The organism is Mycobacterium sp. SM1, from assembly GCF_018361265.1.
GTDB lineage: Bacteria > Actinomycetota > Actinomycetes > Mycobacteriales > Mycobacteriaceae > Mycobacterium.
Genome location: NZ_JAFLNH010000003.1, coordinates 137,082 through 149,553, shown reverse-complemented (window position 1 = coordinate 149,553; position 12,472 = coordinate 137,082). Strand labels below are relative to the sequence as shown.

Sequence of the window (12,472 nt, the reverse complement as noted above, 5' to 3'; positions counted from 1 at the left end):
GGGGCGGAACGCGCGCCCGGTGCAACGAGTGACCAGTGTAGAGGCGCTAGCCTCGGTGACATTGCCACGCGTATCGCCGTTGTCGGTCCGGGGGCCGTCGGCACGACGGTCGCCGCGCTTCTGCACGCCGCCGGTCATCCGGTGTTGCTGTGCGGGCGCACCGCCCGCAACCACATCGAGCTGCGCCCCGACGGCGCCGATCCCATCGTGGTGCCCGGCCCGGTGCACACCGACCCCGGCGAGATCAGCGGCCCCGTCGAGGTGGTGGTGCTGGCGGTTAAAGCGACCCAGAACGCCGACGCGCACGGGTGGCTGGCGCGCCTGTGCGACGAGCACACCGTGGTCGCGGTGCTGCAAAACGGTGTCGAGCAAGTCGAGCAGGTGCGGCCGCACTGCCCGTCCTCGGCGGTGGTTCCGGGAATCGTCTGGTATTCCGCCGAGACCCAGCCGCAAGGGTGGGTGCGGTTGCGCGGGGAAGTCCGGCTGGTGCTGCCCGCCGGAAGCGCCGCGCAAGGGATCGCCGAACTGCTGCGCGGCGCCGGCTGCGCGGTGGAATGCGACCCCGACTTCACCACCGCGGCGTGGCGCAAGCTGCTGGTGAACGCGCTCGCCGGGTTCATGGCGCTATCCGGGCGACGCTCCGCGATGTTTCGCCGTGACGATGTGGCCGCGCTGGCACGGCGCTACGCCGCCGAATGCCTGGCCGTCGCGCGGGCCGAAGGCGCGCGGCTGGGCGACGACACCCCGGACGAGATCGTCGCCCTGTTCCGGCGGGCGCCCGCTGACATGGGCACCTCGATGCTGACCGACCGGGAGGCGCGCCGGCCGCTGGAATGGGACATCCGCAATGGCGTGATCATCCGCAAAGCACGCGCCCACGGTCTGGCCACACCGATCAGCGACGTCGTGGTGCCGCTGCTGGCGGCGGCCAGCGACGGTCCGGGATAGCTCCCGACAGCCGGTGCGCCAGGCGGGGTGTGACGCGCAAAATCTTTGCGATCCCCGGCGACGAAGGCGCCGCGGTGTGCGACACTACTACGGCCGGGCCGGGCACATGGCCCGGCTCCCTGGTGGCACCACCGGCCCGCGTCGCCGCCGGGCAACAACCGCCGGTGCAGGCAGCGGAGCAGGCAATGACCTTCAACGAGGGTGTGCAGATCGACACCAGCACCACGTCGACATCCGGCGGCGGGGGCCGCGTCATCGCCCTCGGCGGCGGGCTCGGCGGGCTGATCATCATCCTGCTGGCGGTGTTCCTGGGCGTTGATCCCGGGGGCGTAATCAGCCAGCAGCCGGCCACCACCAACGAAGACGCGTCGCCAGGCTTCGACCTGAGCAAGTGCCGCACCGGGGCCGACGCGAACCGATATGTGCAGTGCCGCGTGGTGGCCACCGCCAACTCCGTAGACGCGGTGTGGAGTCAACTGGCGCCCGGTTACACCCGCCCGCATGTGCGGCTGTTCAGCGACCGGGTGGACACCGGCTGCGGGCCGGCCACCAGCGAGGTCGGGCCGTTTTACTGCCCGGTGGACAAAACCGCGTACTTCGACACCGATTTCTTCCAGGTGCTGGTAAGCCAATTCGGCTCCAGCGGTGGGCCATTGGCGCAAGAGTACGTGGTGGCCCACGAGTTCGGCCATCATGTGCAGAACCTGGAGGGCGTCCTGGGCCGCGCCCAGCAGGGCGCGCAGGGCGCTCTGGGCAACGGGGTGCGCACCGAGTTGCAGGCCGACTGCTACGCCGGGGTCTGGGCACACTACGCGGCGACCGTCAAACAGGAGAGCACCGGGGTGCCGTATCTGCGGCCGTTGAGCGACCAAGACATCGCCGACGCCCTCTCAGCGGCGGCAGCGGTGGGTGATGACCGTATTCAGCAGGCCGCCACCGGGCATACCAACCCGGAATCGTGGACACACGGTTCCGCCGCGCAGCGCCAGAAGTGGTTCACCGTCGGCTATCAAACGGGTGACCCCAACAAATGCGACACATTCGCCCCCCGGGATCTCGGGTAGGCGCCAGGCCGGCGGCTACGCGCCGGTCAACAGCCCCCGAAGCTCGGCGCGGCCGTCGTCGTCAAGCGGCAGCAGCGGCAGACGCGGATCGCCGGCCGGGAATCCGAGCAGATCCAGTCCTGCCTTGACGGTCGTGGCCAGCCCACCAGCGACGATGAACTCCAGCAGCGGTTTGAGGTCGCGGTAAATGGCTTCCGCCGTGCTGACATCGCCAGCGCGCACGGCGTGGTACAGCTCGATGCACGGCTGCGGCCGCAGGTTCGGTGCGGCCGTGCACCAGCCGGCGGCGCCCGCCCGCAGGGCGGCGAGCACCAGGGGGTTGCTGCCGTTGTAGAACGGCAGCAACCCCTCGCTGAGCTCGGCGATGCGCTGCATCCGGGACAGGTCGCCGGTGGATTCCTTGACCATGGTCAGGTTGTCGATGCTCTCAAACATCTTCACCAGCAACCCCGGGCTCATGTCCACGCCGCTGGTCGCCGGATTGTTGTAGGCCATGATCGGGATGTCGATGGCCGCGGCGACGCGCGCGTAGTGTCCGAGGATCTCGCGTTCGGTGAGCTTCCAGTAGGACACCGGAATGACCTGCACCGCATCGGCCCCGGCCCGTTGCGCGTAGCGGGCGCGCCGAATCGTCTTGGCGGTGGTCAGATCCGATACACCGACGATCACGGGCAGCCGGCCGGCGACCGTGGCGATCGTGGTGTCGACCACGGCGTCGAACTCGGGATCCTCCAGGTAGGCCAGTTCGCCGGTGCTGCCGAGGGCGGCAATCGCGTGCACGCCGGCGGTGATCAGCCGCTCGATGAGCCGCGCCAGTGTGGCGGTGTCGACGGTGCCGGCCGAATCCGGGGAGAACGGGGTCACCGGGTAGGCGATGATGCCGTGAATTGTGGGCGTCTCGGACATGCTCAGCTCGTCAAAACCTCGGGGTGGCGGGCCAGCGCGCGACGGGCGTAGTAGGCGAAGTTGGCCCGGCTGCGCTGCGGTGTCAGCGTCCAGTCGTGGGCCTCGCGGGCCAGCCGCTCCGGCAATTCTTTGACGGTGCCGGCGGCCATCGCCGCCAGCTGCAGCTTCGCGGCGCGCTCGATGAGGATCGCCAGGGAGCACGCCTCCTCGACGTTCGCGCCCGCTATCACCTGGCCGTGATGGGCCAGCAGGATCGCCTTCTTGTCGCCGAGGGCCGAGCTGATGATCTCGCCCTCCTCGTTGCCCACCGGGACGCCCGGCCAGTCGGCTAGAAACGCGCAATCGTCGTAAAGCGGTGTGGTGTCCATGTGCGAGACGATCAGCGGCACCTCAAGCATCGACAACGCCGCCACATGGAAGGCATGGGTGTGCACAATGCAGTGCACGTCGGGCCGGGCCCGGTAAATCCAGCTATGAAAACGGTTGGCGGGGTTGGCCATTCCAGTACCGTCGAGCACGTTCAGGTCCTCGTCGACGACCAGCAGGTTATTTTCGGTGACCTCGTCGAAGCCAAGGCCCAGCTGCTGGGTGTAATACGTCCCGGGCTGCTCCGCGCGGGCGGTGATCTGGCCGGTCAAGCCGGAATCGTGTCCGGCATCAAACAGCACCCGACAGGTCAGCGCCACCTTCTGCCGGGTCGTGAACCGCGAGTCAGCGACGGTGGTGGCGAGGCGATCCTGGGCGCGGCGCATCAGCTCGGGTTTCGAATCGGTGAACGTGGTTGCCATCGGCCGCTTCCGGATCCTCGTGTCATGACACTATGGTCACTATAGGAAACATTGTGTCATCAAGCAAACACCGCCGCAAAGCGCCGATAATCGGCCACGACCAAGGGAGACATCGTTGAGCAGCACCCCAAGGCGCCCTCGATGACGGCGCTGCTGCGCGCGGTCCGCCGACAACGTGGCCTCACCCTGGAGGCGCTCGCCGCGCAGACCGGGTTGACCAAGAGCTATCTGTCCAAAATCGAGCGCCGCCAGAGCACTCCGTCGATCGCGGTGGCCCTGAAAGTCGCTCGCGCTCTCGATGTCGACGTCTCGCGGCTGTTTTCCGACCAGACAACCGACGCCAAGATCAGCGTCGACCGGGCCGCGCGCCGCGACGCTGCCGGCCGATATGTGGCTTTGGCGGCGGAGGTTCTCGGAAAGTCCATGTCAGCATTTGTCGTTCGGCCAACGGAGAGCAAAGCCGAGGACCCGGGCCCGGTGCACACCGGCCAGGAGTTCGTGTTTGTCCACACCGGGACGGTCGAACTGCAGTACGGTGACCAAACCATCACTCTGGCCGCGGGTGACAGCGCCTACTTCGACGCATCGGTCAGCCACCGTTTCCGGGCGATCGGCGCGCCACGCGCCGAGGTCGTGGTGGTGGTGGCCAACGATCCTGGCGGTGCTCGGCGGTGACGGGCCGCCCCGTTACCGGCGCGGATGCGCGCAGGCGCTGCATCGGGTAGGAAACGTAGCATGGACGAGGCTTCACACCCGGCCGACGGTGATGATGCCCGTGGTGATGATGCCCAGCGGTCGGGCATCCGCCGGCGAACGCTGCTGACGACGAGCGCGGCGTCGGCGATTGCCGGTGCGGGCATCGGGCTGGGCGGAGCCACGCTGATGCGGGAGCGGCCGCATGGCCCCACCTTGTGGCCCCGGCCGAATCGCAGCGGCGCGCCTCCGGTCAGTGGTCTGCACCTGCAATTCGGCAAAAACGCCGCTTCCGAGGTCGTGGTGTCGTGGCACACCACCGAGGCCGTCGACAATCCGCGGGTCATGCTGGGCATGCCGGGGTCCGGTTTCGGGCGCACCGTGTGCGCGGAGACGTGGACATACCGGGACGCGAAGTCGGGCACCGAAGTCCGGGTCAACCATGCCCGCCTGGACCGCCTGTCCCCCGACACCGACTATGTCTACGCCGCAGCGCATGACGGCGCGACCCCGGAGCTCGGAACGGTGCGAACCGCACCATCGGGACGAAAACCACTGTGTTTCACTAGTTTCGGTGATCAGTCCACTCCGGCGCTCAATACCATGGCTGGGACGGCCTTCACCAGCGACAACATCGGATCGCCCGCGGCCGCGGACACCACCACCGCCATCGAGCGCATCGCCCCGCTGTTCAACCTGGTCAACGGCGACCTGTGCTACGCCAACCTCGCCCATGACCGGATCCGCGCCTGGTCGGACTGGTTCGAAAACAACACCCGCTCGGCGCGTTACCGGCCCTGGATGCCCGCGGCAGGCAACCATGAAAACGAATTAGGCAACGGGCCCATCGGATATAGTGCTTACCAAACGTATTTCGCGTTGCCCGACTCCGGATCGCCCGCGGAGTTCCGCGGGTTGTGGTATTCGTTCACCGCCGGTCCGGTTCGGGTGATCAGCCTCAACAACGACGACGTGTGCTTTCAAGACGGCGGCAACTTCTACGTCCGCGGCTATTCGGGTGGGGCGCAAAAGCGGTGGCTTGACGCAGAACTCGCTGCCGCGCGTCGTGACCCCGGAATCGATTGGGTGGTCGTCTGCATGCACCAGACGGCGATCTCAACCGCCGATCGCACCAACGGCGCCGACCTGGGCATCCGCCAGGAATGGCTGCCGCTGTTCGACCGCTATCACGTCGATTTGGTGGTGTGCGGCCACGAGCATCACTATGAACGCGCACACCCGGTGCGCGGCATGCTCGATACCGAAACCCAAACGCCGATACCCGTGGCCACCGCCGGCCCCGCATCCGGCGGTGTCATCGACTCCACCAAGGGAACGGTGCACGTCGTCATCGGTGGCGGTGGCACGTCAGCCCCGTCCAACCGGATGTTCTTTCCTGAGCCCCGGTGCCGGGTGCTGACCGGAGTCGGCGGATTCGACGCCGCGATCGGGCGCAAGGCGCCGATCTATCTGACCGAAGAGGCATCCTGGTCGGCATTTCGCGACCGCGACAACCCTTATGGCTTCACGGCATTCGAACTGGATCCCGGTCAGCCCGGGGGCAGCACGTCGATCAAGGCGACCCACTACGCGGTAACCGGACCGTTCGGAGCGCTGACCGTGGTCGACCGGTTCACCCTCACCAAGCCGCGGGGCGGCTAGCGTCAGAACGGCGTCGGTTGCCGGGTGCGCACAGCCGCCCCGCGGCTAGCCGTGCCCTAGTTGGATGGCCTTGACCACCAGCATGATCGCGCCGAGAACCAGGTAGCCGCGCAACGCCAGCATGCCCAGCCGGGTGCCGGTCGACCAGGTGACCGGCTCCAGCAAGCTCAACGGCGGCATCCGCCACGTGGACCGGTCGGCGCTGCTGATCGCCGGTGAGATGTGGTCGGGCACTGGCAGTTTCGGCTGGCGACGGTTGAGCCACCGCATGAGGGCGACGGCGCTTGCGGCGGCGATCGCCAGCCCGACGGCCAGGTAGCCGGTGACGGCGGCGACATCCAGGTCGGGGAACAGCGTCGTCGCCATCAGGATCGCCGACAGCAGCAGCAGCACGCCGACGATGAGTCCGGCCACCACGTTGAGCCACGGCCGGTTCACCCAGGGGCCCAGGACTTCCCGGTCGTTGCATAGCAACAGCAGAAAGACCGTGGCGCTAGGCAGCAGCAACCCGGCAAGGGCCTGCACCCCGGTGGTGATCAGCCCCAGCGGCGCGCCCGGGATGAGCACGATCGCCGCGGCCAGCGCCACCATCGCGGTGTAGGACAGGTAAAACGGCTTGGCGTCGGCAAAGCGCCGGTGCAGCGAATGCTTGATCCCGAACACGTCACCGAAGGCGTAGCTAGTGGCCAGGGTGACCGCGGCGGCGCCGATGATGGCCGCATCCAAAAGCACGATCGCAAACAGCGAGCCTAGGAGCCGGTCGTGCTCACCCAGCAGGCGCGCGACCATGCCGGCGTCGACGAAATCACCCCGCGTGTGGGTCTCCCGCGCCACCCAGCCGCCGACCATCATCAACGCGGCCGCGCCGATCACGACGACGACGGCTCCCACGGTGGTGTCGGCGCGCTCGTAGCCGATGAAGCGCGGGGTGATGCGCTTGTCCACGACGTTGGACTGCTGAAAAAACAGCTGCCACGGGGCCACCGTGGTGCCCACGATCGCGATGATCAACAACACCACGGTGGAGTTGAATCCGCCCGACACCCCCGGAACCACCAACGAGTGCCCGGCGTGCACCCAGCGCGGGTGCGCCATCAACACCATCGGGACCTGCAGCAGCGAGATAGCGATGAACACGAACATCGCGCGTTCCCAGCGCCGGAAGCTGCCGGTGGCCGTGATGACGATCAACGCGACCGCGGCCAGCGGGACGGCCACATACTTGGAGACCCCGAAGTACTCGGTCGCCAACACCACACCGATGAATTCGGTGACAATCGTCAAAAAGTTCAGCACAAACAGGTCACCGACGGAAAACCAGCCCCAAAACCGGCCGAAGCGCTCATTGATCAACCGCGCGTGACCCACCCCGGTGACCGCCCCCAGGCGCACCACCATCTCCTGGTTGACAATCAGCACGGGTACCAACAACAGAAGCACCCACAGCAGCGAATAGCCGTAGTTCTGCCCGGCTTGCGCGTAGGTGGCCACACCGCCGGCGTCGTTGTCGCCGACCATCACGATCAACCCGGGACCCATGATCGCCAGCAGGGTCACCAGCCGCGTCTTGAGCGTGCGCGGCCGCTCGGTGTCGCTGATGCTGATGCGGCCCAGCGCGCCCTCGATGTCACCAAGATGCGCGCTATCGAGCACCGCGCTGCGCCGCCGCGCCCCCACCGACACCACATCAGTGCGCTGCTGAACGGTCATCGCTACTCACCCCCTTGGCCGTGCTGGGCTGTTAGATCGCGGGTGGCGAGAGGCCCCCCGGCGTCCCGCGTCGGGCGCGGACCCGGCTCACGCCGGCGCCAGTCATCGGGAACGCTGAAATCCAAAACATCGTCAATGGTGACCACACCCAGCACCGTGTCCCGCTCGTCGACCACCGGGATAAGGTGCAAGTTGTAGTCCGACATCAGCACCGCGACATCGGTTAGATCCGCCTCGGGTCGTACCCGAATGGGATCGGAATCCATCAACCGGGCAACCCCATCGGCGGGATCGGCCTGCAGCAGCGCGATCACCGGCACCGTGCCGGCCAGCTGCCCGCGCTCGTTGAGCACATGCATCTGCAGCAGCGCCTCCGGCTGCAGGGCATGCGCGCCGGCGATAAGGGCCAGCGCCTCACCGGCGGTCGCGGCGCTACCGCAGCTCACAAAATCAAGGCTCATCAAACCGCCCGCACTGTCGGGATGAAACCCCAGCAACGTGATCACCTTGGCGCGCTGCGGGGCGGGCATCAGCTCCAAAACCCGCCGCCGGCGAGACTGGCGCAAATCCACGACCGTGTCCGCGGCGTCATCGGCGCGCATCCGCCCCAGCAGGGCAGCCACCTCCCCATCGGGCATGTCATCCAGCAGCCGGCTGGCTTTGCCGGGGTCAAGCTCCTCAAACACATCGGCCTCCAGCTCGGGGTCATGGCGCACCCGCTCGAGGATCTCCCCGCTTTCGGCCCTATCGGCCTCCTCCAGCAAGTCGGCGATCTGCGCCGGCTTTAGCGCCCCCACCCGCCCGAACACCCGCCGCACGGCCATCGACTGGCCATGCCCAATCAACGGCTCAAAGGCCTTCCAGTCCCGAGCCGCATGACCACCGGGTGCTTTCAGCAACCCAAACAACCGCGGCGGGCGGCGGGTATCCACCCGCGCGAGCACCCAACCATCCGGGGTGTCCTCCAACTCCACGTCATAGGCGCGCACCAACTCCCCGGCAGCCACATCAATGAGCCGATACCCCAGCACATCAGCACGCAGCAACACCTCCCCGAGGCAGCGCTCGAACTGGCGCAGATCGACCTTGCTTTTCGCCAGCCGCACCCGCTCCGGCTCGTAGCACTGAATCGATTTACCCCCCACAAACACCCGCCGATCACCCACCGCGGCCACGATCCCGCTCACCCGCGGATAGGCCGACACCCCCCGCAACCGCACAATAACGTCATCAACCCGGCCCACCGCCTCACCCGACGGCGTCACCACCGGCGCCCGCAACACCTCCGAGAGATGCATCACCTTCGCCCCGGCACCCAAATCGTGATGCCCCATGCAATCGATCGCCAGCCGGGCGCTCATAGTCGCCCTCCTTCGAGATGCGGGTCATGTTGCCAGACACCTCCAATGCTTTCGTCGGGGTCACTCCTGACCCCGTTCGAGTTCGCCGAGCACGTCGGACGGCAGCAACCGTCCTGCGGCGCAGGACGCATCCGCGACCTGCCCCGATTTACGCGACGCGCGATTAACCCCCGTGGCGGTTAGGTGCGCGCACTTCATAGTTGTCGCGCAATCGCTACCCAAAGTTCCCGGGCTCCAGCGTTGAAAGGCGAGCCAGCTTGCGGGCCCAGTCACACCACCGGCGCACTCTTGGCACGCCGTGGGGCGGCGAGCGTCAAAACAGCGTGGGCTGCAACGGTTCCGGCGCCAACACCGCGGTGGCCGCCGAGCGGGGGTGCTGATCACCGGCCAGCCGGTACTTGGCGATCAGCGGCGCCACCCGCTGCTGCAACTCGGCGCGATAGCTCGGCGGCAGATACGCCCCGCGACGGTACAACTCACGATAGGCGCCGACCAGTTCGGGATGCGAGCGCGCCAGCCAGGACAAGAACCAGCCGCGGGTGAAGCCACGTAGGTGCAACCCCAATACGGTCACACCGGTGGCGCCGGCAACCGCAATCTGGCTCAGCAGCCCATCGAGGTGCTCGACGGAGTCGGTCAGGTGCGGCAGCACCGGCGCGACCATCACGTGGCAGTTCAAACCGGCCTCGCGGACCGCCGTGATGAGCTCCAGCCTGGCCTGCGGTGTCGGCGTGCCGGGTTCGATGTCTTTGTGCAACTCGGGATCAGCTATGGCCAGCGACACCGCTATTGATAACGACACCTGTTGCGCGGCAGAAGAAATCAGTTCCAGGTCACGGCGCAACAAGGTCCCCTTGGTGAGAATGGATAGCGGCGTGCCGGACTGCGCCAGCGCGCTGATGATGCCCGGCATCAGCGCGTAGCGGCCCTCGGCGCGCTGATACGGGTCGGTGTTGGTGCCCAGCGCGACGGTGTCGCGCTGCCACGACGGCGCGCGCAGCTCACGGCGCAGGACCTCCGCGACGTTGGTCTTGACGATGATCTGGGTGTCGAAGCCGACACCGCAGTCGAATTCGAGGTACTCGTGGCTGGGACGCGCGAAGCAGTAGCGGCAGGCATGCGAGCATCCGCGGTAGGGATTCACGGTGTAACGGAACGGCAAGGCCGCCGCGTTGGGCACCTTGTTGAGCGCGGATTTGCAGAGCACTTCGTGGAAGGTGATGCCGTCGAACTGCGGGGTGCGCACGCTGCGGACGAGGCCCACCCGCTGCAGTCCGGGCAGCGCTCCGTCGTCGACATCGATGCCTTGGCTCGCCCATCGCACCCGTTTATTCGAACGGACGTGCGATCACATGTCAAGGGTTGAAAGCACGGGATTTTGCGGCCGGCGCGCCACCCTCCGGGCGGGTGGTTTCCAGCCGCGAAAGCACCTCGCTGACAACTAGATCCATCGCAACGTCAACCTGCTCGCCCGTCGACAAGTCCTTCACCCCAATGGTGCCGGCCTCGATATCGCGATCCCCGGCGACCAGCGCCAGGCGCGCACCGGAGCGATCGGCCGCGCGCATCGCGCCTTTGAGCCCCCGGTCGCCGTAAGCCAAGTCGACCCGCACCCCGGCATCCCGCAGCCGCCGGGCCAGGACCGCCAGCCGTAGTTTGGCCTGCTCTCCCAGCGGCACACCGAACACGTCGCACCGGGTGCTTTCTCCCACGGCTTTGCCCTCCGCCCGCAGCGCCAGCATGGTGCGATCCACCCCCAGCCCAAATCCGATGCCGGACAGGTCGGCCCCGCCGAGCTGGCGCATCAGGCCGTCGTACCGCCCACCGCCGCCGATGCCGGATTGGGCGCCCAGCCCGTCATGGACGAACTCAAAGGCCGTCTTGGTGTAGTAGTCCAGTCCGCGCACCAGGCGCGGGTTGATCACATATGCCACCCCCAGGGCATCCAGGTGGGCCAGCACGGTGTCGAAGTGCTGCTTGGCGACGTCGGAAAGGTGATCGAGCATCACCGGCGCGCCCGCCGTCATCGCCTTGATCTCGGGGCGTTTGTCGTCGAGCACCCGCATCGGGTTGATCTGGGCGCGCTTGCGGGTCTCGTCGTCGAGATCGAGCGCAAACAGGTACTCCTGCAACAGCTCCCGATATTGAGGCCGGCAGGTCTCATCACCCAGGGAGGTGATCTCCAGCCGGAACCCCTCAAGCCCGAGGGAGCGGAAGCCGGCGTCGGCAACCGCGATCACCTCGGCGTCCAGCGCCGGGTCGTCGACACCGATGGCCTCCACCCCGACCTGCTGCAGCTGGCGGTAGCGGCCGGCCTGGGGACGCTCGTAGCGGAAAAACGGGCCCGCGTAGCACAGTTTCACCGGCAACACGCCGCGGTCGAGGCCGTGTTCGATCACCGCCCGCACCACCCCGGCGGTGCCTTCCGGCCGCAGCGTCACCGAGCGGTCACCGCGGTCGGTGAAGGTGTACATCTCCTTGGACACCACGTCGGTGGACTCGCCCACGCCGCGGGCGAACAGCGCGGTGTCCTCGAAGACCGGCAGCTCGATGTCGCGGTAGCCGGCGCGGCGGGCCGCGTCAAGCAGACCGGCTCGCACCGCGACGAATTGCGCCGAGTCCGGGGGAACGTAGTCCGGCACCCCCTTGGGTGCCACAAACTCGCTCACGAGCTCAGGCCTTCGAGGAACGGGTTGCCGCGGCGTTCGGCGCCAATGGTGGTTTTCGGGCCGTGTCCGGGCAGCACCACGGTGTCGTCATCGAGCACCAGGAGCTTGCCGATGATCGAAGTCAGCAGGTCACGCCCGCTGCCCCCGGGCAGATCGGTGCGGCCGATGGTGCCCTCGAACAGCGTGTCGCCGCTAAACACCACGTCAGGTGCCGCCGGGGGGCTGACCCGAAAGACCACCGATCCGCGGGTGTGGCCCGGGGTGTGGTCGACGGTGACCGGCACGCCCCCGAGTTCGAGTTTGTCGCCGTCGCGGTCGAGTTCGACAACCTGCTTGGGCTCGCGGAAGAACGCGCCCGCCAGCAGCTGCGCCAGCCGCGGGCCCACGCCGCTGATCGGATCGGTCAGCATGACCCGGTCCTCGGGGTGGATATAGGCAGGGCAGCCGTAGGTGTCGGCCACCTTCTGGGCCGACCAGATGTGATCGATATGCCCGTGGGTGAGCAGCACCGCGGCCGGAGTCAGCCGATGCTGGTCCAGGATGTGTCGCAGCCGGCCCATGGCCCGCTGCCCCGGGTCCACGATGACAGCGTCCGTTCCCTGCCGCCGGGCGAGCACGTAGCAGTTGCACTGCAGCAGCCCCGCGGGAAATCCGGTGATCAGCACCCTCTC

Annotated in this window: 11 protein-coding genes; 4 read left to right on the top strand and 7 right to left on the bottom strand. The window is 67.5% G+C overall.

Annotation, left to right across the window (positions count from 1 at the left end; all coding sequences use genetic code 11):
* Positions 1-60 precede the first annotated feature (60 nt).
* On the top strand, positions 61-948 hold the full coding sequence (locus tag MSM1_RS13920) for an oxidoreductase (protein ID WP_213444434.1): 888 nt from the start codon (positions 61-63) through the stop codon (positions 946-948).
* Between the two features lie 185 nt (positions 949-1,133).
* Complete coding sequence (locus tag MSM1_RS13915; RefSeq protein ID WP_213444431.1) at positions 1,134-2,012, top strand: neutral zinc metallopeptidase; 879 nt, start codon at positions 1,134-1,136, stop codon at positions 2,010-2,012.
* Between the two features lie 15 nt (positions 2,013-2,027).
* Here the strand turns inward: MSM1_RS13915 and MSM1_RS13910 are convergent, their stop codons facing one another.
* Together MSM1_RS13910 and MSM1_RS13905 are read right to left on the bottom strand one after the other, a co-directional pair.
* Complete coding sequence (locus tag MSM1_RS13910) at positions 2,028-2,918, bottom strand: dihydrodipicolinate synthase family protein (RefSeq protein WP_213443247.1); 891 nt, start codon at positions 2,916-2,918, stop codon at positions 2,028-2,030.
* Positions 2,919-2,920: 2 nt separating this feature from the next.
* Positions 2,921-3,706, bottom strand: coding sequence for an aldolase (locus MSM1_RS13905; protein ID WP_213443246.1), 786 nt, complete (start codon positions 3,704-3,706; stop codon positions 2,921-2,923).
* A 141-nt stretch (positions 3,707-3,847) separates the two neighbouring features.
* Between MSM1_RS13905 and MSM1_RS13900 the strand changes: the two genes are divergently transcribed.
* Together MSM1_RS13900 and MSM1_RS13895 are read left to right on the top strand one after the other, a co-directional pair.
* Positions 3,848-4,381 carry a helix-turn-helix domain-containing protein gene (locus MSM1_RS13900; RefSeq protein ID WP_213443244.1) on the top strand — a complete coding sequence of 178 codons (534 nt, stop codon included), beginning with the start codon at positions 3,848-3,850 and terminating at the stop codon, positions 4,379-4,381.
* 60 nt (positions 4,382-4,441) lie between these two features.
* Positions 4,442-6,061, top strand: coding sequence for a metallophosphoesterase family protein (locus tag MSM1_RS13895; protein ID WP_213443242.1), 1,620 nt, complete (start codon positions 4,442-4,444; stop codon positions 6,059-6,061).
* 45 nt (positions 6,062-6,106) lie between these two features.
* Here MSM1_RS13895 and MSM1_RS13890 read toward each other — a convergent pair whose 3' ends face one another.
* The 5 genes from MSM1_RS13890 to MSM1_RS13870 form a co-directional block, all read right to left on the bottom strand.
* Positions 6,107-7,771, bottom strand: coding sequence for an NRAMP family divalent metal transporter (locus MSM1_RS13890; RefSeq protein ID WP_213443240.1), 1,665 nt, complete (start codon positions 7,769-7,771; stop codon positions 6,107-6,109).
* 2 nt (positions 7,772-7,773) lie between these two features.
* Complete coding sequence (locus MSM1_RS13885; RefSeq protein ID WP_236056520.1) at positions 7,774-9,105, bottom strand: magnesium transporter MgtE N-terminal domain-containing protein; 1,332 nt, start codon at positions 9,103-9,105, stop codon at positions 7,774-7,776.
* A 340-nt stretch (positions 9,106-9,445) separates the two neighbouring features.
* Positions 9,446-10,456, bottom strand: a complete 1,011-nt coding sequence (locus tag MSM1_RS13880) for an Rv2578c family radical SAM protein (protein WP_213443237.1) — start codon at positions 10,454-10,456, stop codon at positions 9,446-9,448.
* Positions 10,457-10,487: 31 nt separating this feature from the next.
* Positions 10,488-11,801 carry a histidine--tRNA ligase gene (gene hisS / locus MSM1_RS13875; RefSeq protein WP_213443236.1) on the bottom strand — a complete coding sequence of 438 codons (1,314 nt, stop codon included), beginning with the start codon at positions 11,799-11,801 and terminating at the stop codon, positions 10,488-10,490.
* A complete protein-coding gene (locus tag MSM1_RS13870; RefSeq protein WP_213444427.1) occupies positions 11,798-12,466 on the bottom strand; it encodes an MBL fold metallo-hydrolase in 669 nt (222 codons plus the stop codon). Before MSM1_RS13870 ends, hisS begins: the two co-directional genes overlap by 4 nt.
* Positions 12,467-12,472: the final 6 nt, after the last annotated feature.

What these genes read in the sequence shown, in the direction of transcription:
- MSM1_RS13915 (WP_213444431.1), top strand. Translation starts at nt 1,134, where the DNA reads ATGACCTTCAACGAGGGTGTGCAGATCGACACCAGCACCACGTCGACA.
- MSM1_RS13910 (WP_213443247.1), bottom strand. Translation starts at nt 2,918, where the DNA reads ATGTCCGAGACGCCCACAATTCACGGCATCATCGCCTACCCGGTGACC.
- MSM1_RS13905 (WP_213443246.1), bottom strand. Translation starts at nt 3,706, where the DNA reads ATGGCAACCACGTTCACCGATTCGAAACCCGAGCTGATGCGCCGCGCC.
- MSM1_RS13900 (WP_213443244.1), top strand. Translation starts at nt 3,848, where the DNA reads ATGACGGCGCTGCTGCGCGCGGTCCGCCGACAACGTGGCCTCACCCTG.
- MSM1_RS13895 (WP_213443242.1), top strand. Translation starts at nt 4,442, where the DNA reads ATGGACGAGGCTTCACACCCGGCCGACGGTGATGATGCCCGTGGTGAT.
- MSM1_RS13890 (WP_213443240.1), bottom strand. Translation starts at nt 7,771, where the DNA reads ATGACCGTTCAGCAGCGCACTGATGTGGTGTCGGTGGGGGCGCGGCGG.
- MSM1_RS13885 (WP_236056520.1), bottom strand. Translation starts at nt 9,105, where the DNA reads ATGGGGCATCACGATTTGGGTGCCGGGGCGAAGGTGATGCATCTCTCG.